This is a genomic window from Psychroserpens algicola (assembly GCF_014526325.1).
GTDB classification, from domain to species: Bacteria; Bacteroidota; Bacteroidia; order Flavobacteriales; family Flavobacteriaceae; genus Psychroserpens; species Psychroserpens algicola.
The window spans coordinates 20,062-41,275 of sequence record NZ_JACNMJ010000003.1 but is presented as its reverse complement, the minus strand read 5'-3'; the positions used below and the strand labels follow the sequence as shown (position 1 = coordinate 41,275).

Here is a 21,214-nt window from a genome sequence, read left to right as displayed (position 1 = left end):
GCATGTATAAAACAACTTTCCTCAAGCTACTATTAAATATTAGTAAATAGATTAAATTCTAGTTAATCGCTTAGAATAGATACGTTATATCTGGGTTCTTATTGTCTCTGGAAGCTCTCTGATAACCATCACTAAAGTTACACCTGAAAATGTCCTTTATATTTCCGTTTTCTTCTTGGATGTTATATGCAAAAGCTGGTTTACCATTTTTGAGTTCCTTATAAAACTCATAGACCTTCTCCCCAGTATAGCACATTTTACAAGTTCCTATAGCCATATATACTTTCTCGACACCATTTTCTTTGAGATAATCAAACTGCTCCTTCATAGATTGCAGGAACCTGTACTTGTCAAGACTCTCAAAATACTCATTCTCATCAATAAGAGGTTCAAATATAGATGTATCGAGGTTTTGACAAGCTTTTAAGAAGATTTCTTTAACATATGATGAATCTGACTTTGGTCTAACTTTAAGCTTTATTAATTCTGTATTCATATCGCTTATTAACTCAAAAATCCTTCTTCTTATTATACTTCAGCTCATTCTTCAAAAAAATGCTTTCGATTTTCAAGGTAAAGTACTCATATTTACCGTAGTCTTCAGGGTACCTTGAACTTTTTCCTGTGAACTTCATAATAATTTTTTTTGGATTTCCAAAAGTATGTTACTGTGTATCCTGTATCTGAAATCTGTGGTTTTCCAAAAACATTTTCTAAATCATTCCTAATCGTTTTGAAATGATTCGAGTTATAATTCCAACGCACCTCTACATCTGTCAATTTATTCTTTGTGAATCCCAATGAAATTTTATCCCATGCCACCCCAAATAAATCACTCGGCTCAACTCCATTGTATTTATAAAAAGTAGTTCCAGTAATGTTCAGTCTTTTTTTCTCCTTAATTAAACGGTTACTGTAAGTGCTATATAAATCTCCAAACGTAAATATTATGAAGCCATTTTTTACATCTAAGTAATCGCTGTTCTTTTGAGAATACGAATTTAAGGACAGAAAAAATATGAACAATAATATTGAATTATAGACAATTGACTTTCTCATATGATTTTATTTATTGATTATTAAAGCTATTCGGTTAAATCCAGATATAGAGCTATCGTCTACATGATTTTTTACTGAAATCAGATTGTTGTATTTAAGAGTAACTATTTTAGGTCTTGAACTTTCATTGGGTAGAGCATTCTTAATAAAATTAAGTTCTATTGAATGTGGTATTCCAATTTCAATAAAACCATTAGTAACTAAATTTGGTTTTGGTTCAAGTATCCTTTCTTTAAAATTTAATTGAGATGAATAATATAGAGGCTCAAAGTAGAAGTAGCCAATTGGATTATCTGTAATGTGAAATATCAATTTTGAGTTATTATAATCCTTTGGAACTTTCTGAATAAACAACCTAAACAACCCTTTACTTGTTGATTCATTTTTATCTAACCCCGACTTTACTAGCATTGCTTGCTCCTCAAACCCGAATTCGAGAGTAGCAAATGAATTTGGTTGTTTGTAAAATGTATTAATAACCCTTGGAATATCTAAATCATTCGAAAACATACCATACTCTTTTTGAATTAATTGCAGAGATAACAATTAAAATCAAATACCACAAACATGGGGTTAATATTTTTATGAGATAGATGGACTTTTGGACATGGAAATGTCTGAAAAGAAAATAATCAAGCAAATAGGCGACAATATTCGCAAACTAAGACTTGAAAGACATTTAAGCCAATTTCAGTTGCAGGTAGATGCTGACGTAGCAAAAAACCAAATAGGAAGGATTGAAAGAGGGGAACATATACCTAATATTATTTCCATTATTAAAATTGCCAAAGCACTAGAAGTTGATATCTCAGAAATAATTGATTTCAAAAAAATAAAATGATTTTTTTTCTATGTCAACTTGCTTTAATCTTCATTTATCAGATTCTCGAAGTACCCCCGTGTAAGAAGATGGGTTACTTTCAATATTTTCGGATACGCCCATGTCGCAAAAATGAACTTTTCAAACGAATAACTTTTTTAAACAATACGATTAAGTTTTTAAGAAGTCCTCAGGTAGAATGGTGCTATTGGATAAGCAGTCTTGTAAAAAAGAGACACGTAAAGTGACACAAATATCCAAACAAAAAACCCAACTAACTGTATATCAATTAGCTGGGAATTATATTCGTGACCTCGACAGGATTCAAACCTGTAACCTCTTGAGCCGTAATCAAGTGCGCTATTCAGTTGCGCCACGAGGCCTTTTAATTGGGATGCAAATATACTACATTAATTAAAAAACTACCAAACAATTTAATTCAAAATTGTAAATGTTTATTTTTGAAGCATGATAATTAAAGAACTACTCAGTCAATTTTATTCTCAATTTGATGATGTTATTATCAATGACATTGCTAAAAACGGTATTCTTAAAACATTTAAAGCAAATGATATCATTATTGATATCGGACAAGAACTCTCCCATATCCCTCTACTTTTAAAAGGTAACATCAAAGTATTAAGACTGAATCACGATGACAGCGAATTACTGTTATATGTCTTAGAGAGTGGAGACACCTGCTCAATGTCCTTAACATGTTGCATTTCAAAATTGAAAAGTAAAATCAGAGCTGTTGCCGATAAGGATTCTACCGTTTTAATGATTCCTAACCATAAAATGGTCGAATGGTTTGACAATAATAAAAGCTGGCGCAATTTCATTCTTCAAAGCTATCAGATTCGTTTTGACGAAATGCTCGATACCATAGATACTTTAGCGTTTATGAAAATGGACGAACGGCTCTACAAATATTTAATTGATCATGTTAAATTAAATGCTTCGACTACAATTAGTAAAACGCATCAAAATATTGCAGAAGATTTAAACACCTCCAGAGTCGTGGTATCTCGCATTTTAAAGCAATTAGAAAATGAGGATAAAATTAAACTGATGAGGAATAAAATTGAAGTCTTACAGTTTTAAGTAACAATTATCACATTCAGATTCATTTAGTCGGTTTACATTTGTAATAAATTACTACCACATGGAATACATTTTACAACCTTGGCCATGGTATGTTTCTGGTCCGCTTATTGCCATAATCATGTTTCTCCTTATCTATTTTGGCAAAACATTTGGCATGTCCTCTAATCTAAGAACACTTTGTGCTATTAGTGGCGCAGGAAAAAAAGTAAAATTCTTTGATTTCGATTGGAAATCCCAACGCTGGAACCTAACTGTTGTTTTAGGAGCTATTATTGGTGGATTTATAGCGCATCATTATTTATCGGTACCTACAAATATTGATTTAAATCCGCAAACAGTTCAAGACCTCAATACCTTGGGGTTTGAAAATGCCGGACAAACCTTATTACCAGCCGAATTATATAGTTGGGAATATGTTTTCACATTCAAAGGCTTAGCCATCTTGATTATTGGCGGATTTCTCGTCGGATTTGGAACACGATATGCTGGAGGTTGCACTTCAGGCCATGCTATTACTGGTTTAAGTAGCTTACAACTACCATCTTTAATTGCAGTAATTGGTTTCTTTTTAGGTGGTTTAATTATGATTCATTTACTATTCCCTTTAATTTTTGGTTAAGATGATAAAGTATTTAAAATTTTTAGTGGTTGGAATAATCTTCGGAATTGTCCTTGTAAAATCTGAAGCGGTTTCCTGGTATCGTATTTACGAGATGTTCAAATTTGAATCCTTTCATATGTATGGCATCATAGGAACGGCTATTGCTACCGGAGTCATTTTACTTTTATTGAGTAAGAATTTTAAGAATATCAATGGTGGACTTATGACAGTCCCAAAAAAAGACCAAGGGTTTAAACGCTATATTATTGGCGGCACTATTTTTGGCTTAGGTTGGGCTTTATCTGGAGCTTGCCCAGGACCAATGTATATATTGGTTGGAACAGGTGTATTTTCAATGCTCATAGTTATTCTTGCTGCAATTTTAGGAACCTACGTATATGGTATTCTTAAAGACAAATTACCACATTAAATGGACACTATCGAAATATTAGGATACATAGGCGCACTACTTGTTGGTGTAATCTTAGGTCTTATTGGTGGAGGCGGTTCTATATTAACGGTACCTATTTTAGTTTATATTTTGGGTATCAATCCAATTATAGCAACTGGTTATTCGCTTTTTGTTGTTGGAATAACATCTATCATTGGAGCATTTCAAAATTTTAGAAAAGGCTTAATCGATTTTAAAACTGCTGTAATATTTGCTACGCCTGCATTAATTGCGGTTTACCTAACACGCCTTTTTATAGTACCAAAAATTCCAGAAGTACTTTTTAAGATCAATAATTTTGAGGTGACTAACAATGTCTTTATCATGATGCTATTTGCAATAATCATGCTTCTAGCAAGTTTTTCCATGATTATTTCTAAGAAGAAGGAGGTAGATATTATTGAAAATAAACTCATTAACTACAATTACCCTCTTATTGCTATAGAAGGTATTGTCGTTGGAGTTTTAACAGGACTTGTTGGTGCAGGTGGAGGGTTTTTAATTATTCCTGCTCTTGTTCTTTTGGCAAAACTACCCATGAAACGAGCTGTAGGTACATCTTTACTAATTATTGCAATAAAATCATTAATAGGTTTTTTAGGAGATCTTCAAAATATAACGGTAGATTGGTCATTCCTGATTACTTTTACCACGTTTTCAATTGTAGGAATTATAATTGGTGTTTATGCCTCAAAATTAGTGAGTGATAAAAGGCTAAAAAAATGGTTTGGCTACTTCACTTTAATAATGGCATTTTACATCATCTACAAAGAAGTACTAAGTTAAATGTAACAAAAATCACAAATCAAAAATCCAATATTCTGTATCTTTATATACAAATGAAAAGAGAATAAATTAAAATATTCATGTTATGATTATCGAACAAATATATACAAACTGCTTAGCACAAGGTGCTTATTATATAGAATCTCAAGGCGAAGTTGCAATTATTGATCCACTTCGCGAAACACAACCTTATATTGATAAAGCCAATAAAAACAAGGCAAAAATCAAGTACATTTTTGAAACGCATTTTCATGCCGATTTTGTTTCTGGTCATGTGGATTTAGCTAAGAAAACAGGCGCTACAATTGTTTACGGACCTGGAGCTGAAACCTCATATGACATTTACTCAGCAAGTGACAATGAAGAATTTAAAATAGGAAATTTAACCATTAAAGCATTGCATACACCTGGTCATACTTTAGAATCAACTACCTATTTACTGATTGATGAAAATGGAAAAGATCATGCTATATTCTCTGGTGACACTTTGTTTTTAGGCGATGTTGGTCGACCAGACTTAGCAATAAAATCGGATTTAACGAAAGAAGATTTAGCAAAAATGCTTTTTGAGTCCTTAAGAACTAAAATCATGACTTTAGCCGACGATGTTATTGTTTATCCTGCTCATGGTGCTGGATCGGCTTGTGGAAAAAACCTCAGCAAAGAAACAGTCGGTACGATTGGCGACCAAAAAAAGACCAACTATGCACTTCGAGCTGATATGTCTAAAGATGAATTTGTAAAAGAAGTTCTAGATGGTATTGCACCTCCACCTCAGTATTTTGCAAAAAATGCGATGCTTAACAAAATGGGCTATGACAATTTTGAAACGGTTTTAGAAACTGGTGACATTCCGTTGTCTCCCGAAGATTTTGAAGCTATGGCGAATAGTGAAGACGCTTTGGTATTAGATGTAAGACCACAAAGCGATTATATAAAAGGCCATATTCCTAATTCGATTTTTATAGGATTGAATGGCGGATTTGCCCCTTGGGTTGGTGCTTTAATCACTGATATCAAACAACCTATTTTACTGGTCGTTCCTGAAGGTAAAAGTAAAGAAGCTGTGACGCGTTTATCGCGTGTTGGTTACGACAATACTTTAGGGTATTTAAAAGGTGGAATTGATGCCTGGATTTCAGCAGGAAAAGAGATTGACACACTGGAGTCTATTTCAGCAGAAACATTTGCAAATCGCGTTGAAAATGGAAACGTTAACATCTTAGATGTAAGAAAAGATGGCGAATATGCAAGCATGCATTTAGAAGACGCGCAACATTTTGCCTTAGATTATATCAATGAAAATATGAATGCGATTTCTAAAGACAAAACGTATCATATTCATTGTGCTGGCGGCTACCGAAGTGTGATTGCTGCTTCCATTTTAAAAGCACGTGGATTTCATAATCTGGTAGATATTGCTGGTGGTTTTGGAGCTATTAAAAAGACGGATTTACCAATGACCGATTTTGTGTGCCCAACAACCTTATAAAACTCAGACTTACTTTCTAGAATAAAAAACAGAACTGTTTTTAGATAATTTCGGCACTTAAACCTGCCTCTAAAAGCATGGTACAACGTGGCTCTAGCTCTTTGTACTCCCCTGTTTTTACAGTACATTGTCCTTTGTAGTGAACAATTATAGAACACTGTTCAGCTTGTTCAGGAGTGTGATCACAAGCATAGATTAAGGTATCTATAACATGATCAAAGGTATTGACCTCATCATTATACAATACAATCTCATTTAGAGGCTGCTCTAAGGTATCAACGAGAAGTTCTTCTTTTACTTTTTCTTTGGTGCTCATTATTTGGTGCATAGCAATTAACTTAATGAGGTTGGTTGTATTCTGTTAGTATAAATTTAAAAATTATTTCTGAAACTTTAAAGCGACCCATTGGTTTCTTTCTAAAGTTTCAACGTGCTTAAGGTGGTGTTTATTACATTCGGCTACAATAACAGGAATATCATCATTATAAAATCCGCTTAAGAATAATTGTCCGCCAGCCTTCAGCGCAGCATTATACGTTTCCAAATCATTCAGTAAAATATTCCTATTGATATTTGCAATAACAACATCGTAGTGTCTGCCAGGTAGCAAACTCGCATCGCCTTCTAAAACTGTAATATGCTTACAATTATTACGTTCGACATTTTCAAGACTATTGAGGTAACACCAATTATCATAATCGATGGCATCTATTGGCTGTGCACCTTTCATTTCAGCTAAAATAGCGAGAACACCTGTACCGCAACCCATATCCAGAACCGATTTATTTGTAAACTCATTTTTCAGAATATACGCAATCATCATATGTGTTGTTTCATGATGTCCTGTGCCAAAACTCATTTTGGGTTCAATAATAATATCGTATTGCGTATCTGGTTTTTCGTGGAAAGGTGCTCGAACCGAACATCGGTCATTTACAACAATAGGGTTAAAATTTTTCTCCCATTCGGCATTCCAATTGGTTTGTTCAATCTCTTCGGAAGTGTAGGTGATTTCAAATTCATCTGACTTCAATATTTGAACATCTTCGAGTATAGCATCATGCCATTCGTCTTTCTGAATATAGGCTGTCACACCATCTTCGGTTTCAACAAAACTCTCAAAACCTGCGTAACCTAATTCTGCAATGAGGATTTCTACAGCAGGTTGTAACGGCTGCACCTTGAAATAGTAGCCTATATAAATCGTGTTTGACATGTCACTTATTTAGACTACAAAGTTACGTGATATTTGGTGATTTACTGCTTTACTAGTTTTAAAACTGAAGTGATTTCATGATTAATTTTTATTTCGACCAAATACATCCCTTTTGACAAATGAAATGGTAATGCAATGACCTCAACATTTTGATAGTCATGAGAGTTTATTTTCTGACCTAAGATGGATTGGACAGTTACTGTTGTAGTCTCTGCAAGTAGACCTAAATTGATATACAGCATATTATCCACGGGATTTGGGTAGGCTTGTATCCTAGACTTAGAATTAAGGCTTGTAACACTTAAAGTATTAGGTTCATTGGCATCAAAAATATAAGCTGAACCTGCTTGGTTCAAAGTGTTTTCACCATTTTCATCTTCATCTTCCTCAAAAGCTCCTACCAAAGCAAATCCGTTACTTATGGCTACCGAATTTCCGAATTTATCACCCTGTGCTCTATCCATTGCATAATTATATTGTACTTCATTCCATACGTCAGCGTCATTTCTTTCAAATATATAAGCACCACCACCAGAAGGAACGTTAGTACTTCCAACCATGAAACTCCTGAAAGGGCATCCTACAATAATTCTGTTTCCTTCTATATCAATAGAAAACCCAAACCGATCTGAAGTTGCACCATTAGATGCCGTAATTTTTTGCATTTCATTCCAATTGCCATTCGAATCCCTTTTAAACACATAAGCTGCTCCAGCTGCATTTGCAATTGCATCTTCGAAATCGGCACCAACAACTAAATAATCGCCATCGATAGCAACAGACCTTCCAAAGGTATCTCCAACCTCTCTATCTGATGCGACCAGCTTTTGAACTTCGTTCCATACTCCATTGCTATTACGTTCGAAAATATAAGCTGCTCCAGCAGATGCTAATTCATTTCCGCCAGAAGCATCTAAAGTTTCTAAACTACAACCAACAACTATAGTATTACCAGAAATTGCAGTAGAAAAATCGCCCCAACGCTCGCCTTGATCTCTATCTGGAGATACTAGTTTTTGTACTTCTTCCCAACTACCAATTGTGTTTCGCTCAAAAACATAACAAGCACCAGCTCCAGCTAAATTTGGTTGCCCCTCAAGCCCTGTCATTTCAGTGGGCTTATTAACGACAATGTAGTTACCGCTTATAGCAACGGTTTCACCAAAAACAGGCTGAAATGTTTCACCTCTGTCTGATGCGACTATCTTCTGAATTTGGCTCCAATTTCCCGAACCATCTTTTTCAAAAATATAAGCCGCTCCAGCTGCATTTTGAAAATTGGCATTATTTTCATCGTAATCTTGACCTCTTGCTCCTACAATTAAGTAGTTTCCGTCAATAGCAAGAGATTGTCCAAATCTATCAAACTGATTTTGGTTTAAACTAAATAGCTTTTGTGTTTGATTCCAATTACCTGAATTGTCTTTAAAGTAAATGTAAACGGCTCCACCATCACTTGCTTGTTCTTCCTCATCTCTGGCACTAACGATGGCAATATCGCCTTGGATAGCGACTGCCCAGCCAAACACATCTGCAGAAGCTCGGTCACTTGCGACAATTTTTTGAGTCTGTCCCCAACCTTGTGCAGCTCCTGTATTTATAAAAAGTAATGAAAGTATGACGAGTAATATTCTATTCATGGTGATTTGATATATTGATTAATAAGTAATCAAAGCTATCAATACACCTAATTTAGATGTGTCATTTTGTAAGATTATGACAAAACTGGACTAATTTATACGGCGTTGTTTAAACTGTGAAGGTGTTTCACCTGTGATTTTTTTAAAGGACGCATTAAAAGTAGATTTAGAATTAAACCCAGCTTCTAGACCAATAGCCACTAAGGTATAATTAGAGAAATCGTCATCAAGCAAATATGATTTTGCTTCTTCTACACGCAATGCATTGAGAAAATCTTTAAAACTCAAACCTAATTCAGTATTAATTGTTTTTGATAAATGCCCTCGGCTTAAATCTAAATCTTCAGCAGTTTTTTCTAATGTTAAACTAGGATCTAAAAACCGTTTATCATTAATAAGGTATTGTTTTAATCTTTCGATAATTAGATGTTTCGACTTACTTTCAATAACTACAATTTCCTTTTGCTGACGTTTTAATCTAATTTGTTTTCGTTCCTTATCGACACCAAATTTATAGACACCTATGTGACCTAACCAGTAAATTAAGAACGCAACACCCAACCAGATTGGGTAAAATGAAATGCCTTCAATATAGATATCTAAGACCACAAGTGTTATCCAAATCAATACAAGAAAAAAGAGTATTAAGAGCGTTATTTTAAGCCATTGTATTTGAAGTTTAATATGATTGACCTCAAATTTGTTATGACTTTGACTGTAATTCTTGATTTTTTTAAATAGTACAATCAAGACAACGATATAAAGTAATGCAGCGATTAAATCGGTGTAATAAGCAATATAATCTCTTATAAAGCTGGTTAGATTAATTAGAAAATCGTTTTTAAGTTCCAGTCGTACAAAAACCTTATACAGTATACTCAGGATTAGAGTAAAAACAAATGGAACAATTACCAAATATGTTTTTCGCTTTATCTTATAATCTGGATATAAATAAAGGGTAACATATAGAAATAATAACGCTGGTGTTATATCTGCCCAAGGCATATAAATCGTACTAAACAATTCCTCATAGGTGATTAGGCCAATATCCTGAAGATAAAACTGAAAATTGCTTAGCGAGTAAACCACTATAAGCAAAGCGAGAAAAAAAACACTCCGACTTCTATATTTTTTTGACAGTAATACAACAGCACCAAAAATGAAGCCTTGAATAACGCCTGCTAAGATGATACTATTATATATATTGAAATTCAAAAAACTTCTATTTTGAAAATAAAAGATAAGTAAAATTTAAAAATACAGTTACAATAATTGCTTCTCAATGGCTATTTTAATCATTCCAACACTATTTTTAGCACCAAGTTTGCTCATAATATTTGTGCGGTGAGCTTCTACTGTTTTCGGGCTAATAAAAAGCTTATCTGAAATTTCCTGAGTAGTTAATTCTTCAAAAATAGCATGTAAGACTTCTGTTTCTCGTCGTGTTAACTTAGGCTGAAAAGCACTGACTTTTGTTCGTCCTAACGACTGATTCAGTATTTTTTTCTCGATATCCTTTTGCAAATATTTTTCACCTTTAGCAACTACACTTATAGCTTCAAGCAACTCTTCTTTATGTGCATTTTTAAGCAAATATCCATATGCACCATTATCTAAAATACGCTTAACAAAAGAGACATCCTCGTGATTGGTTAAGGCAATGACACGGACTTCAGGAAAGGATTTGGTAATCGTTTTTGTAAGTACGATCCCATTAATATCGGGCAAATTAATATCTAAGAATAATATATCTGGCTGCTCTTTTTTTAAGGATTCGAGAGTTTGCTGACTATTCTCATGAATAGATATCACACGAATGTGCTTTTCGTCTTTTAAAAGTGATTCAATACCTTTAAGTACAACATAGTGATCATCTGTTATTGCAACCTTAATCATGATTATATTTAGATTTATCTATAAAAATATTAACTGATGTGCCTTTTTCCGAAGATACAAAATCAATCTCTCCATTTAAGAATGCAACTCTACTTTTTATATTAGAAATTCCGATTCCATCAGTTTGAACATGAGCCGTATCAAAGCCTTTCCCATCATCATCAACCGCTAATTGAACAGTATTATTTCTAACACTTAATTGTACATTTATCTCACTTGCTTCTGCATGTTTTATACTATTAATTACCAGTTCTTGAGTAATTCTGTAAATATTAACTTCCATTAACTTGGGCAGAGTGACATCATCTCCCAAATAATCAAACTGTATTAGTGGCTTATGAATGTTATTCATATTTGTACAATAATCTGAAATTGCCGATTGCAAATCAAAATTTTCAAGAGCAGGTGGCACCAGATTATGTGAAATGGCTCGTACCTGTTCACAGGATTTATCGATCATAACAACAGCCTCTTTAATGGTTGTATTATTGAGTTCTAAAAGCGTATTAAGCTTGTGTTTGATTGCCGAAAGATCTCCATTAACGCCATCATGCAATTCTTTAGCTATTCTGAGACGCTCTTTTTCTTCACCTTCGATTAGTGATTCTAACGAATTAATTTGCGCTTCATTCTTTAGCATTACTAATTCTTGGTCTTTCCGCTTTTGCCTTTGTTTATAAACCAGCCAAATTGATACAGAGATTAATACTAATAAAAATACGAGTCCTAATGTGTAATTAAACCACATATTCTTCTTTTGGATTTCATTTTTTTGAGTTTCTAAAAGCAATTGCTGTTTATATATCTCATTATCTTTTTTTTTCACTTCAAACTGCTTTTGAAGGCGATTTATCGTTTCTAAACTTTCAGAATTAAACAACGAATCCTTAATGACCACATATTGCTTTTGATAGTCAAATGCCTGTTTGTAATCTCCTAAAGCATGGTGTAACTCTGATAGCCTGAAATACACATCCCTCAAATAAGGTTGCTCATTGTAATCTTCAGCGATATTCAAGGATGTTTGATAGGCCTCAAAAGCCTGTTTATAATTCGCTTTTTTCTGATAATATGTTCCTAAATCTCTGTAAATAGGAATTAAATCTCTTCGGAAATCTTTATCCTCGAAAATTTGTTTTGCTTCAAGAAGATATTGATATGCCGCCTCGATATCTGAACTGAGATTAAGCTTTCCTAAAGTAGATAAAACACGAGCAATCTGATAGTCTTCCTGAGAAGTTCTTGCAATCTCTAGTGCTTTATCTACATGCATTTTGGCAGCCAGTGTATCATTTTTTAAGAGATACATTTTTGAAATATTTTCATGTGCATTACCAATATCACGTAGTGATTTTTTAGATTCAAAAATTGTTAAAGCATCCGAAAAATTACTAATGGCTTCGTCGGGTTTCTTCATTTCACCGTAAATATTTCCAATACTGTTTAAAGTTGAAGCAATAGCAAAAGAATCCTTCTTTTTTTCGAAAATATTCAGAATGTCCAGATACGTCTCTAAGCTTTTATCATAGTTCCCTAAAGCACGATGAATAACTCCTATTTGAAACAATGAATAAGCGACCAGAGTTGAATCGGTTTTGAAATATTGAATGTTTGTATCTAAATGCTCAAGGGCAGAATCATAATGTCCTTCAATGCGGTCAAGGAGGCCATATTGAAAATGAGATTTAGCTTCAGAATCTTTAAATCCAGATGTTCTGGCATAAAACATAGCACTATCAGCATAGGACCGACTTAAACTTAAATCATTAAGGTGTCGCAATGCATAAAATGAGGCATTATAATAGCGCTGCGCTCTTAAGCTATCTGATAATTGTGCAACCTCAACACGTATGCTATCCTTAAATTGAACTACAGCATCTTTTTGAAACGCAAAGAGCATTTGAGACATCAGAATAAAAGCAAACCAAATATGTTTATAATGTGCCATGTGATACTTCATCATCTAAAGATACAAATCTGTTTATTTCTTTATCATTCTATGTATCATTTGTTTATGATCGTTTAAGCTTATAATCATAAAGTAATGCGCACTTGCCAAATCACTAATATCAACATCAATAGGGTTGCTTAATTGGGTATATAAGACGCTCTTAATTAATTGTCCTGTGATATCATAAATTGAAACACGATCAATTATCTGATCATTACCTGTAGAAATATGCACCACATTTTCAACCGGATTTGGATATACCGAAAGTCCTTCTGTTAAAGATTCTTCAACAGATAAGGTTTTAGATTTTGCTGAAATATTAAAACTCAAAATTCCCGCTTGAGATGATAATTTCCCAACTTTCAAGTAGTACTCATTTCCACCGATCAAATCATTAAAATAACCATCATTTGTAAAGCATTGTAATTCATTATTTCCGCAGGAATCATACAAGGCATAGTATCCATTTATACTTGAAGTCAAATGATCTATTTCAACATCAGTATCACTTGGCATAGTAAAGCGATACCAAACATCTTGAATAGTTATATTCTCACTAGAAGGTTCACATGCCGAAAGCGTACTATTAGTTGCTGCAGCATTATTAGTAGTATATGTCGTAAATTCATTCTCAATTAATGTCAAATCAAGCGGTGTAACACATTCATCATTAAATAAATTTTCAAAGGCTTGAATATTAAAATTAACTGCAGCTGCTGAAGTTGTGAGTTGTGAAACTCGAAGTTTATAATTAGTGTTTATACCCAGATTAAAATACGTACCATTTCCATTAATACAATCCAACTCCACTCCAGAGCAGGCATCATATAAAGATGTTCTAAATGTGAAACTCACACCTGAAATCTGGATATTTCCTGTGACTGGCATTACGAAATCATACCATAAATCTAGACTATTATCATTAGTATTATCGCAGGACGACAGTAAACTCTGACTAGCTTTTCTAGTATCTGCCTGGTAAGACAATGCATTTTCTGTGGCAACCGAAATCGTTTCACTATTTGCGCACTCATCATTCAAAGCCTGTTCAAATGCCTGAAATCTGGGCACTTTATTGACTTGACTAACAGAGGAGATTCTAACTATATAATTTGTATTCTCTACTAATCCGGAAATAAATTGTAAGCCTTTTTGACAGGATAATTCAACACCACCACATGTATCATAAATGGTTATGGTATCTAATCCTATTAATTGATCAATTTTTAAGTTTCCAGTTACAGGCATGGTAAAATTAAACCATAAGTCGAAATTAGTAGTACTCGTCGTTTCACAAGAAGACACCAAACTTTCACTAGCTGTTCTCAAATCGGCTGTATAGGCATTGGCATTTGAGGTTTCGACTATTATAGTTTGAGAAGCATTACAATTATTATTGACCGCATAAGCATAAGCCTTAAGTCTAAAATTCATTATACCAACATCGGTTACTCTTTCTGCAACTCGCAGCACATAAGAGGTATTTGAACTTAAATTTTGAAATAATCCATTGCCAGAAAAACATTGGAGTTCTGTTCCTGAGCATGCATCATAAAGCGAGAATATTTGCGAAGATTGACTAGAAGATATTTCTAAATTTCCATCAACTGGCATTTCAAATTCATACCATAAATCAGCATAATTTATATTAGAAACATCACAGCTAGAATTAGAACTAAAACTTGCGCTTCTTGAATCTGGATTGGGCTGTATAAAATCATCTGTAGTAACAGTTAATATCTCCCGATTAGCACAGTCATCATTAGCTGCTGGCTCAAAAACCTGAAAGCCAATATTTACCGAACCATTAAACTGATATGATGTTCTGAGGAGGTATGAATTTCCTGCTATTAAATTTCCAAAAACTGCATCATCCTTACTGCAGGCAATTTCTGCTCCACCACAGATCTCATATAGTGTAAAATAATTTAATGACGAGGGACCATCTATATGTAGAATACCATCCACAGGCATCGTAAATTGATACCACAAATCCTTATTATTGGTAGAAACTGTGTTACAAGAAGCGTCTAAACTTTCGGTAGCGTTTGTAAAATCTGCAGAAATAGTAAGTATTGAAGACGTGGTTACTGTAATGATTTCAGCATTTGCACACTCATTATTGGTTGGGACTTGGGCAAAACCCAACATACAAGATAAAAAGAATAAAAACGATAGTAGTTTTGAAGGTACCATAAGCGTTGATTTTAATTAATAATTAACTCATTGCAAGCTAATTACAATTAAAATCAAATCTATTAGGGCATTCTCTAGATTTAAAAATTAAGGGAATACCCTTAGTTACCATGAACAAGGTTATACTATTTAAAACGCATTTACAATAGCATAAAAATCTTCAGCTTTTAAAGAAGCTCCACCAATAAGTCCGCCATCAACATCAGGTTTCCCAAAAATTTCTTTAGCATTGTTTGGTTTCACACTGCCTCCGTATAAAATAGTCATGTCATCAGCGATAGCATTACCATAAGTACTCTCTAGAGTTTTTCTGATAAACGCATGCATATCCTGAGCTTGCTCAGGGCTGGCAGTTTCTCCTGTACCAATAGCCCAAACTGGCTCATAAGCTAATACAATGTTTTTGAATGCTAATGCTTCTAAGTGAAATAACGCATTTTTTATCTGACGTTCAACTACCGTTTCTTCATTACCAGCTTTACGATCTGCTAATTCTTCTCCGAAACAGAAAATTACTCTTAAGTCATTTGCTAGAGCAGCATCTACTTTTTTAGCAAGAGATTCATCGGTTTCATTATAGTACGCACGTCTTTCAGAGTGTCCTAAAATCACAGTTTTAACTCCAATACTTTTTAACATACTAGCACTCACCTCTCCTGTATAGGCTCCGTTTTCAGCAAAGTGCATATTTTGAGCAATCACTTCAATATCATCTTCTCGTGTGGATTCAAATGCATGCCAGAGATTTGTAAACGATGGTGCAATCATAACCTCAGCATCTGAGGTTTTGCTTTGTCTTTTTAACTCTGAAATTAAAGATGATGTTTGTGCTAAATCATTATTCATTTTCCAGTTTCCTGCTACGATGTGTTTTCTCATTTGTGTTGTGTTTTAACGTTTCCGAAGAAACTAAATTTTTTATTTTAAATGGTTCTTTAATGTTGAATCTTCTGCTTTAATAGCTCTAAATAAGGCAATTTGGCCTTCTGCGTTTATTACCATATATCGCGGAACCCAATCTAGATCGATAGATTTACTAAACTGACTTTTCCAGCCTTTAGGCATAAAATAATGTTCTCCTGTAATATTATACTTTTCAATACCATTCTTCCAGCTTTTTTGAGATTTATCCATAGATATAAACAGATATGTGGCATCTGCATATTCATTTTGTAAAGCTTTTAAATTTGGCATACCAACAATACAATCTCTACACCAGCTCGCCCAAATATCAATTACAATAGTTTCTCCTTTATGTTTATTTAAGATTGTTTTTAAGCTCACAGACTCACCTTCTAAATTGACAAAAGTATCATTTAATGCATCTTCTGAAAAGCGTGTTGGATCTGGCTGCGCTTTACAACTCAACATAAAAATAGCTATTAATAAAACTATGATACTGTTTTTCATGCTCATTCTAATTTTACCTTTGGATCAAGCCATCCGTAGATGATATCTACAGCTATATTAATCATAATAAATAATAAAGCAATCACGAGAACCGAACCCATAATCACAGGTAAATCTAAAGTATTTAAGGCATTTACAATTTCTTTTCCAAGGCCATTCCATCCAAAAATATATTCTACAAAAACAGCACCTGCAAGCATTGACGCAAACCAGCCAGAAATTGCAGTAACAACCGGATTTAAGGCATTTTTAACCGCGTGTTTTTTTATAATCTGAAATTCGCTCAAGCCTTTAGCTCTGGCTGTTCTAATGTAGTCTTGATTAAACACTTCTAATAAAGAATTTCGCATCAACTGAATGACGACAGCCAAGGGACGAATACCTAATACAATTGCTGGTAAAATTAAATTTTTCCATTTGATATGGGTTTGCTCACCAAAATCGTCAAGTTCATATAAACTTCCTGTCATTTCCAGATTTGTGTATTCATGTAAAACAAAACCAAAAAACCAGGCAAACAGGATTGCGCTAAAAAAAGACGGCACACTCATCCCAAGTGTGCTGAAAACCTGAATGGTTTTATCTATCCATTTGTCTTTGTATAATGCTGAAATGATTCCAAAGATAATGCCGAGTATGATCGCTATAACTATTGCAGAAACAGCTAACACAGCTGTATTAGGCAGAGTTTCACCTATGACCTGAGATACTTTTTTCCCTTGTTTTGTAAATGATTCTCTTAGGTAAGGACTTTTGATAACGATTGTCGTATTTCCAAGAGTGAATAAGGACATCGCACTATATTTACCTTCGCTTAAAAAGGTGTAATCTTCACTGTTAGTAGAGTGAAATGAGATTGGAGATACATCGTTAAGATAATATAAATATTGAGTTGATAAGGGTTTATCAAATCCGTATTTTGCTTTAACAGCAGCGATTTGTTCACTGTCTTCATTTTGTCCTAACATCATTTGTGCAGGATCTCCTGGCAGTACATTAAATAAGAAGAAGATGACGGTTACTACACCAAAAAGAGTGAGTAAGGCATAAAAGGCTTTATTTAAAATGTAATTTATCAGATGTCAATTGTTAAAAATTAAAACTCTAAATCGTCAATATTATTCCAGTGTTCCTTTTGAGTAACAGTTCCTTTTTCTAAAACGACCACTCCTGGGTTTGCTCTAACAACAGTTTTTAAGACTTTTTCATCACACAAATAGAAATCGAAATCTAAGTTATAAGTCGCTTTTACTTCTTGTTTCTTAGCTTCTCCAGAAGCTGTTAAACCTATCACAGTATACCCTTGCGCTTTTGCTTTATCGGCAAGTGCTTTTAATTGCTCCATACCTTCAGCTTCAGATTTTTCTAAACTGTAAGACACAATCATTACTAATTTATCGGTTTCTAAAAATTGTTGTGTTAAATCTTCATCTTCAGACTCAATGGTGAAATCCTGAATTTTAGGCACATCGCCTTCTTCAATAACATGAGTTTCTACACTTATAATTTCATCATATTCAGCTGGCCCACGACCTCTGTCGGTAAATGTCTTTTCTTCACCGTTTAATTTATAAGTCCATATATAATCGGTTACCGCTTTTTGAGCATCAGCTGGTAATTTCATATTTTCCTGAAAATTATCTCCAATTTTATAAGCCCTAAAATCTTTAAGAGGTAAATTTTGTAAACAATAGTAGGTAAACGCCAGAGAAATCAGATAGGCTCCTAATAGTGCCAGCCAATCGCCTTTGACATTATTTTTTATTACATATACTAAGGCGAATAAAGCAATTGAGAATATTACAGTAAACCACCATCCTATAACTAAAACTCCAAAGGCAAAGATTAATATTAGAGACGTTATCATATAGAACCAATCTTCCTTTTTAGTGTTTTTTGGTATCTTATTTTTAATACCAAAAAAGAATAATGGTATAGTAAATATGAGTAAAAACAGATCTTTATAAAATGACTCTTTAGGCTTTAATTTTAATGCATCACCAAAACATCCACAATCTGATACACAGTTTTTTGTGAACTCCTCTCCTAGTCTACCTGCTGCATCTTGTGCCTCTAAACAGCTGGATGTATACCATGTGAGCCAGGTAAAGAACAGCATCATGAGTAGAATTAATGTCGTTGAGAGTTTACTTTTTAAGCCGAATAGTACTGCAACTCCAAGCACAATTTCAACCACACAAATACATACTGCAAGTAACAGTGAATACGGAATTAAAAACTCAAGGTTTAAAACATCATGAGCAAAATAGTCATTTAGTTTATATGAAAACCCTATAGTATCATTACATTTAATTAAACCAGAAACGATAAATAAACTTCCGACAATGAGTCTTGATATGGTGATAAATATTTTCATATGGAATGAGATAGTTTTAATACAACACAAATATGATATTTAAAAATATCATTAATTACTTAAATGAATCAAAGCAAATACCGAATAATTAATCATATCCTGATAGTTGGCATCAATACCTTCGCTTACTATAGTTTTTCCTGCATTATCTTCAATTTGCTTAACACGTAATAACTTTTGTAAAATCAAATCGGTTAAACTGCTAACACGCATATCACGCCATGCTTCTCCGTAATCATGATTTTTATCCATCATGAGTTGTTTTGTGATGGCAATTTTTTCGTCATATAATGTTGTCGCTTCTTCTAAAGACAAATCGGGTTGCTCTACCACGCCTTTATCTAATTGTACTAAAGCCATAGTACAGTAATTTATAATACCAATAAACTCACTAACTTCTCCTTCATCAACTTTGCGTTCACTATTTTGCTGTAAACCTCTTATACGCTGTGCCTTTATAAATATTTGATCTGTTAAGGATGGTAATCTTAGAATTCGCCATGCACTTCCGTAGTCTTTCATTTTATTGATAAAAAGACTTCGGCATTGCGAAATTACCTCATCATATTGTTTTGAAGTATCTTGCATTTAAAACATTTAATTTTCCGTAAATTTCGCATAAATTAATCAGATTAAAAAACTTTAACCTCACTATATAGTTTTGAGTAAAACCATCAATTGTAAAGGGCAATTAATAGACCTCAGCGAACCTAAAGTTATGGGGATTTTAAACGTAACACCAGATTCATTTTATGATGGCGGACGTTTTAAAAACAAGTCGTTAGTTATACGTCAAGTAGAAACAATGCTTAACGAAGGTGCTACTTTTATTGATTTAGGTGCCTATAGCTCCCGACCTGATGCTGAAGACATTTCTGTAGATGAAGAATTGCAGCGTAGTCTTCCAATAGTTGAATTTATTACCAAAAATTTCCCTGAAGTTTTGCTATCGATAGACACCTTTAGAAGCGAGGTCGCAAAAGCATGTGTTGAAGCAGGCGCCTGTATGGTTAATGATATATCGGCAGGACATTTAGATAAAAAAATGCTAAAAACGGTTGCGGGTTTACAAGTTCCGTACATTATGATGCATATGAGAGGTAATCCAAAAACAATGCAACAACTTACCAACTATAAGGTTTTGGTCAAGGATATCCTCTTGTACTTTTCTGAACGTATTGCTAAAGCCAGAGCTCTAGGCATCATCGATTTGATTGTAGATCCAGGGTTTGGGTTTGCTAAAACGACAGCGCAAAATTACGAGCTGCTCAACAAATTAGAGCATTTAAACAGAACTGATTTACCGATTTTAGCAGGTCTTTCCAGAAAATCTATGATTTATAAACCGCTTGAAACGACGGCAAATAATGCGCTTAACGGAACTACTATTCTTAATACTATTGCCCTTCAAAAAGGAGCAAGCATATTACGAGTTCATGATGTTAAAGAAGCTATAGAGTGTATCAAGTTAACCCAACAATTACGAGCTACATGAAACACTTTTATTTACTATTAACTGTTATAATTTTATCGTCCTGCGGAAATGAAAAAATACTATTGCTTCCTGAAGTTCATGGCGCTCCAGTTACCGAAGTTTCAGATGTGTCTCATGCCTATTTATTTTATGATGAAACACAAACAGATAGTGTTGAACTCAATCGAAAAAACCTGATCGGAACTACCAACTGGCTCATAAATGTCGATAAGCGACTCACCTTAGCACAAGCAATTCCGAAGATCAAGTTTTTACAAGACAAAAAACGCAATGCCAAAATGCATAAAAATGAAAACGCTAAAAATTACTATACCTGCAATGACACGAGCATTCAAAATTTAGGCTTTTTGGAGTTTACTGATGTCGTCTACAACTCAGTAGAAACCGACGATGATATTCTCAAAATTCAAATCAAAAAAGAACCAATTTTACTTTTAAAAATGAATGAAGATTCAAAAATTACAGCTTCTGATATTTTTGGAGGACAACTAACCAATAGAGGAGATTATAGCTTGGATGATTTAAGCAATAATCGATTTAAAAACCTAACTTCTGGTTATTACAGTAAAATTATTCTTATGATTAATACTAAACTATCGTTTCAGGATTATATCAAATTTAAATGTTCTGTTGACACCAACAAAATTAGCAGTTTGGTTATAGACAGTAACGAATTCATTTATTAACCAATAATTATTACATTTACGCTAAACCACT

23 protein-coding genes and 1 tRNA gene are annotated in these 21,214 nt (G+C 33.7%); 8 read left to right on the top strand and 16 right to left on the bottom strand.

The features are described 5' to 3' along the window. Nucleotides 1-70 precede the first annotated feature (70 nt). From H7350_RS08805 to H7350_RS08795, 3 genes are all read right to left on the bottom strand, one after another. Nucleotides 71-328, bottom strand: coding sequence for a hypothetical protein (locus tag H7350_RS08805; protein WP_204345540.1), 258 nt, complete (start codon nucleotides 326-328; stop codon nucleotides 71-73). A gap of 272 nt (nucleotides 329-600) precedes the next feature. Next, entirely contained in the window at nucleotides 601-1,059 is a 459-nt protein-coding gene (locus H7350_RS08800; protein ID WP_204345539.1) for a hypothetical protein, read from the bottom strand. A 6-nt stretch (nucleotides 1,060-1,065) separates the two neighbouring features. After that, nucleotides 1,066-1,569 carry a ubiquitin family protein gene (locus H7350_RS08795; RefSeq protein ID WP_204345538.1) on the bottom strand — a complete coding sequence of 168 codons (504 nt, stop codon included), beginning with the start codon at nucleotides 1,567-1,569 and terminating at the stop codon, nucleotides 1,066-1,068. Between the two features lie 97 nt (nucleotides 1,570-1,666). On the opposite strand from H7350_RS08795, the gene H7350_RS08790 reads away from it, so the two are divergent. Further along, on the top strand, nucleotides 1,667-1,900 hold the full coding sequence (locus H7350_RS08790) for a helix-turn-helix domain-containing protein (RefSeq protein WP_204345537.1): 234 nt from the start codon (nucleotides 1,667-1,669) through the stop codon (nucleotides 1,898-1,900). A 288-nt stretch (nucleotides 1,901-2,188) separates the two neighbouring features. Here the strand turns inward: H7350_RS08790 and H7350_RS08785 are convergent. Next, nucleotides 2,189-2,262: transfer RNA gene (locus H7350_RS08785), tRNA-Arg, on the bottom strand. A gap of 85 nt (nucleotides 2,263-2,347) precedes the next feature. Between H7350_RS08785 and H7350_RS08780 the strand changes: the two genes are divergently transcribed. The 5 genes from H7350_RS08780 (at nucleotide 2,348) to H7350_RS08760 (ending at nucleotide 6,316) form a co-directional block, all read left to right on the top strand. Then, entirely contained in the window at nucleotides 2,348-2,983 is a 636-nt protein-coding gene (locus H7350_RS08780; protein ID WP_204345536.1) for a Crp/Fnr family transcriptional regulator, read from the top strand. Nucleotides 2,984-3,044: 61 nt separating this feature from the next. Continuing rightward, nucleotides 3,045-3,605: a YeeE/YedE family protein gene (locus tag H7350_RS08775; RefSeq protein ID WP_204345535.1), complete on the top strand. Its 561-nt coding sequence runs from the start codon at nucleotides 3,045-3,047 to the stop codon at nucleotides 3,603-3,605. 4 nt (nucleotides 3,606-3,609) lie between these two features. Next, the gene (locus H7350_RS08770; protein ID WP_204345727.1) at nucleotides 3,610-4,017 is read left to right on the top strand and encodes a DUF6691 family protein; all 408 of its coding nucleotides are present in this window, start codon (nucleotides 3,610-3,612) and stop codon (nucleotides 4,015-4,017) included. Then, nucleotides 4,018-4,824 carry a sulfite exporter TauE/SafE family protein gene (locus tag H7350_RS08765; RefSeq protein ID WP_204345534.1) on the top strand — a complete coding sequence of 269 codons (807 nt, stop codon included), beginning with the start codon at nucleotides 4,018-4,020 and terminating at the stop codon, nucleotides 4,822-4,824. A gap of 85 nt (nucleotides 4,825-4,909) precedes the next feature. After that, nucleotides 4,910-6,316, top strand: coding sequence for an MBL fold metallo-hydrolase (locus tag H7350_RS08760; RefSeq protein ID WP_204345533.1), 1,407 nt, complete (start codon nucleotides 4,910-4,912; stop codon nucleotides 6,314-6,316). Between the two features lie 40 nt (nucleotides 6,317-6,356). Here the strand turns inward: H7350_RS08760 and H7350_RS08755 are convergent, their stop codons facing one another. From H7350_RS08755 to H7350_RS08700, 12 genes are all read right to left on the bottom strand, one after another. Beyond that, complete coding sequence (locus H7350_RS08755) at nucleotides 6,357-6,632, bottom strand: ATP-dependent Clp protease adaptor ClpS (RefSeq protein ID WP_204345532.1); 276 nt, start codon at nucleotides 6,630-6,632, stop codon at nucleotides 6,357-6,359. A 63-nt stretch (nucleotides 6,633-6,695) separates the two neighbouring features. After that, the gene (prmA, locus tag H7350_RS08750; RefSeq protein WP_204345531.1) at nucleotides 6,696-7,532 is read right to left on the bottom strand and encodes a 50S ribosomal protein L11 methyltransferase; all 837 of its coding nucleotides are present in this window, start codon (nucleotides 7,530-7,532) and stop codon (nucleotides 6,696-6,698) included. Nucleotides 7,533-7,573: 41 nt separating this feature from the next. Then, nucleotides 7,574-9,172, bottom strand: a complete 1,599-nt coding sequence (locus H7350_RS08745; RefSeq protein WP_204345530.1) for a T9SS type A sorting domain-containing protein — start codon at nucleotides 9,170-9,172, stop codon at nucleotides 7,574-7,576. Nucleotides 9,173-9,262: 90 nt separating this feature from the next. After that, nucleotides 9,263-10,387, bottom strand: a complete 1,125-nt coding sequence (locus tag H7350_RS08740; RefSeq protein WP_204345529.1) for an AraC family transcriptional regulator — start codon at nucleotides 10,385-10,387, stop codon at nucleotides 9,263-9,265. A 48-nt stretch (nucleotides 10,388-10,435) separates the two neighbouring features. After that, on the bottom strand, nucleotides 10,436-11,068 hold the full coding sequence (locus H7350_RS08735; RefSeq protein WP_204345528.1) for a response regulator: 633 nt from the start codon (nucleotides 11,066-11,068) through the stop codon (nucleotides 10,436-10,438). Continuing rightward, complete coding sequence (locus tag H7350_RS08730; protein WP_204345527.1) at nucleotides 11,061-13,016, bottom strand: tetratricopeptide repeat-containing sensor histidine kinase; 1,956 nt, start codon at nucleotides 13,014-13,016, stop codon at nucleotides 11,061-11,063. Before H7350_RS08730 ends, H7350_RS08735 begins: the two co-directional genes overlap by 8 nt. Nucleotides 13,017-13,049: 33 nt before the next feature. Next, nucleotides 13,050-15,215: a T9SS type A sorting domain-containing protein gene (locus H7350_RS08725; RefSeq protein ID WP_204345526.1), complete on the bottom strand. Its 2,166-nt coding sequence runs from the start codon at nucleotides 15,213-15,215 to the stop codon at nucleotides 13,050-13,052. Nucleotides 15,216-15,344: 129 nt separating this feature from the next. Further along, a complete protein-coding gene (tpiA, locus tag H7350_RS08720; RefSeq protein WP_204345525.1) occupies nucleotides 15,345-16,094 on the bottom strand; it encodes a triose-phosphate isomerase in 750 nt (249 codons plus the stop codon). A gap of 39 nt (nucleotides 16,095-16,133) precedes the next feature. Continuing rightward, nucleotides 16,134-16,625, bottom strand: coding sequence for a TlpA family protein disulfide reductase (locus tag H7350_RS08715; RefSeq protein ID WP_204345524.1), 492 nt, complete (start codon nucleotides 16,623-16,625; stop codon nucleotides 16,134-16,136). 2 nt (nucleotides 16,626-16,627) lie between these two features. Continuing rightward, nucleotides 16,628-17,704 (bottom strand): ABC transporter permease, encoded by a 1,077-nt coding sequence (locus tag H7350_RS08710; protein WP_204345726.1) that lies wholly within the window; start codon nucleotides 17,702-17,704, stop codon nucleotides 16,628-16,630. 17 nt (nucleotides 17,705-17,721) lie between these two features. Beyond that, nucleotides 17,722-19,002, bottom strand: a complete 1,281-nt coding sequence (locus tag H7350_RS08705; protein ID WP_204345523.1) for a DoxX family protein — start codon at nucleotides 19,000-19,002, stop codon at nucleotides 17,722-17,724. Between the two features lie 51 nt (nucleotides 19,003-19,053). Continuing rightward, nucleotides 19,054-19,590, bottom strand: a complete 537-nt coding sequence (locus H7350_RS08700; protein ID WP_204345522.1) for a DUF1599 domain-containing protein — start codon at nucleotides 19,588-19,590, stop codon at nucleotides 19,054-19,056. 130 nt (nucleotides 19,591-19,720) lie between these two features. Here H7350_RS08700 and folP point away from each other — a divergent pair, with 130 nt between their 5' ends. Together folP and H7350_RS08690 are read left to right on the top strand one after the other, a co-directional pair. Continuing rightward, the gene (gene folP, locus H7350_RS08695; protein ID WP_204345725.1) at nucleotides 19,721-20,497 is read left to right on the top strand and encodes a dihydropteroate synthase; all 777 of its coding nucleotides are present in this window, start codon (nucleotides 19,721-19,723) and stop codon (nucleotides 20,495-20,497) included. Then, nucleotides 20,494-21,183: a hypothetical protein gene (locus H7350_RS08690; RefSeq protein WP_204345521.1), complete on the top strand. Its 690-nt coding sequence runs from the start codon at nucleotides 20,494-20,496 to the stop codon at nucleotides 21,181-21,183. The genes folP and H7350_RS08690 overlap by 4 nt, the downstream gene beginning before the upstream one ends. The last annotated feature ends 31 nt before the right edge of the window (nucleotides 21,184-21,214 follow it).

What these genes read in the sequence shown, in the direction of transcription:
- H7350_RS08805 (WP_204345540.1), bottom strand. Translation starts at nt 328, where the DNA reads ATGAAGGAGCAGTTTGATTATCTCAAAGAAAATGGTGTCGAGAAAGTA.
- H7350_RS08800 (WP_204345539.1), bottom strand. Translation starts at nt 1,059, where the DNA reads ATGAGAAAGTCAATTGTCTATAATTCAATATTATTGTTCATATTTTTT.
- H7350_RS08795 (WP_204345538.1), bottom strand. Translation starts at nt 1,569, where the DNA reads ATGTTTTCGAATGATTTAGATATTCCAAGGGTTATTAATACATTTTAC.
- H7350_RS08790 (WP_204345537.1), top strand. Translation starts at nt 1,667, where the DNA reads ATGGAAATGTCTGAAAAGAAAATAATCAAGCAAATAGGCGACAATATT.
- H7350_RS08780 (WP_204345536.1), top strand. Translation starts at nt 2,348, where the DNA reads ATGATAATTAAAGAACTACTCAGTCAATTTTATTCTCAATTTGATGAT.
- H7350_RS08775 (WP_204345535.1), top strand. Translation starts at nt 3,045, where the DNA reads ATGGAATACATTTTACAACCTTGGCCATGGTATGTTTCTGGTCCGCTT.
- H7350_RS08765 (WP_204345534.1), top strand. Translation starts at nt 4,018, where the DNA reads ATGGACACTATCGAAATATTAGGATACATAGGCGCACTACTTGTTGGT.
- H7350_RS08760 (WP_204345533.1), top strand. Translation starts at nt 4,910, where the DNA reads ATGATTATCGAACAAATATATACAAACTGCTTAGCACAAGGTGCTTAT.
- H7350_RS08755 (WP_204345532.1), bottom strand. Translation starts at nt 6,632, where the DNA reads ATGAGCACCAAAGAAAAAGTAAAAGAAGAACTTCTCGTTGATACCTTA.
- prmA (WP_204345531.1), bottom strand. Translation starts at nt 7,532, where the DNA reads ATGTCAAACACGATTTATATAGGCTACTATTTCAAGGTGCAGCCGTTA.
- H7350_RS08745 (WP_204345530.1), bottom strand. Translation starts at nt 9,172, where the DNA reads ATGAATAGAATATTACTCGTCATACTTTCATTACTTTTTATAAATACA.
- H7350_RS08735 (WP_204345528.1), bottom strand. Translation starts at nt 11,068, where the DNA reads ATGATTAAGGTTGCAATAACAGATGATCACTATGTTGTACTTAAAGGT.
- H7350_RS08730 (WP_204345527.1), bottom strand. Translation starts at nt 13,016, where the DNA reads ATGGCACATTATAAACATATTTGGTTTGCTTTTATTCTGATGTCTCAA.
- H7350_RS08725 (WP_204345526.1), bottom strand. Translation starts at nt 15,215, where the DNA reads ATGGTACCTTCAAAACTACTATCGTTTTTATTCTTTTTATCTTGTATG.
- tpiA (WP_204345525.1), bottom strand. Translation starts at nt 16,094, where the DNA reads ATGAGAAAACACATCGTAGCAGGAAACTGGAAAATGAATAATGATTTA.
- H7350_RS08715 (WP_204345524.1), bottom strand. Translation starts at nt 16,625, where the DNA reads ATGAAAAACAGTATCATAGTTTTATTAATAGCTATTTTTATGTTGAGT.
- H7350_RS08705 (WP_204345523.1), bottom strand. Translation starts at nt 19,002, where the DNA reads ATGAAAATATTTATCACCATATCAAGACTCATTGTCGGAAGTTTATTT.
- H7350_RS08700 (WP_204345522.1), bottom strand. Translation starts at nt 19,590, where the DNA reads ATGCAAGATACTTCAAAACAATATGATGAGGTAATTTCGCAATGCCGA.
- folP (WP_204345725.1), top strand. Translation starts at nt 19,721, where the DNA reads ATGGGGATTTTAAACGTAACACCAGATTCATTTTATGATGGCGGACGT.
- H7350_RS08690 (WP_204345521.1), top strand. Translation starts at nt 20,494, where the DNA reads ATGAAACACTTTTATTTACTATTAACTGTTATAATTTTATCGTCCTGC.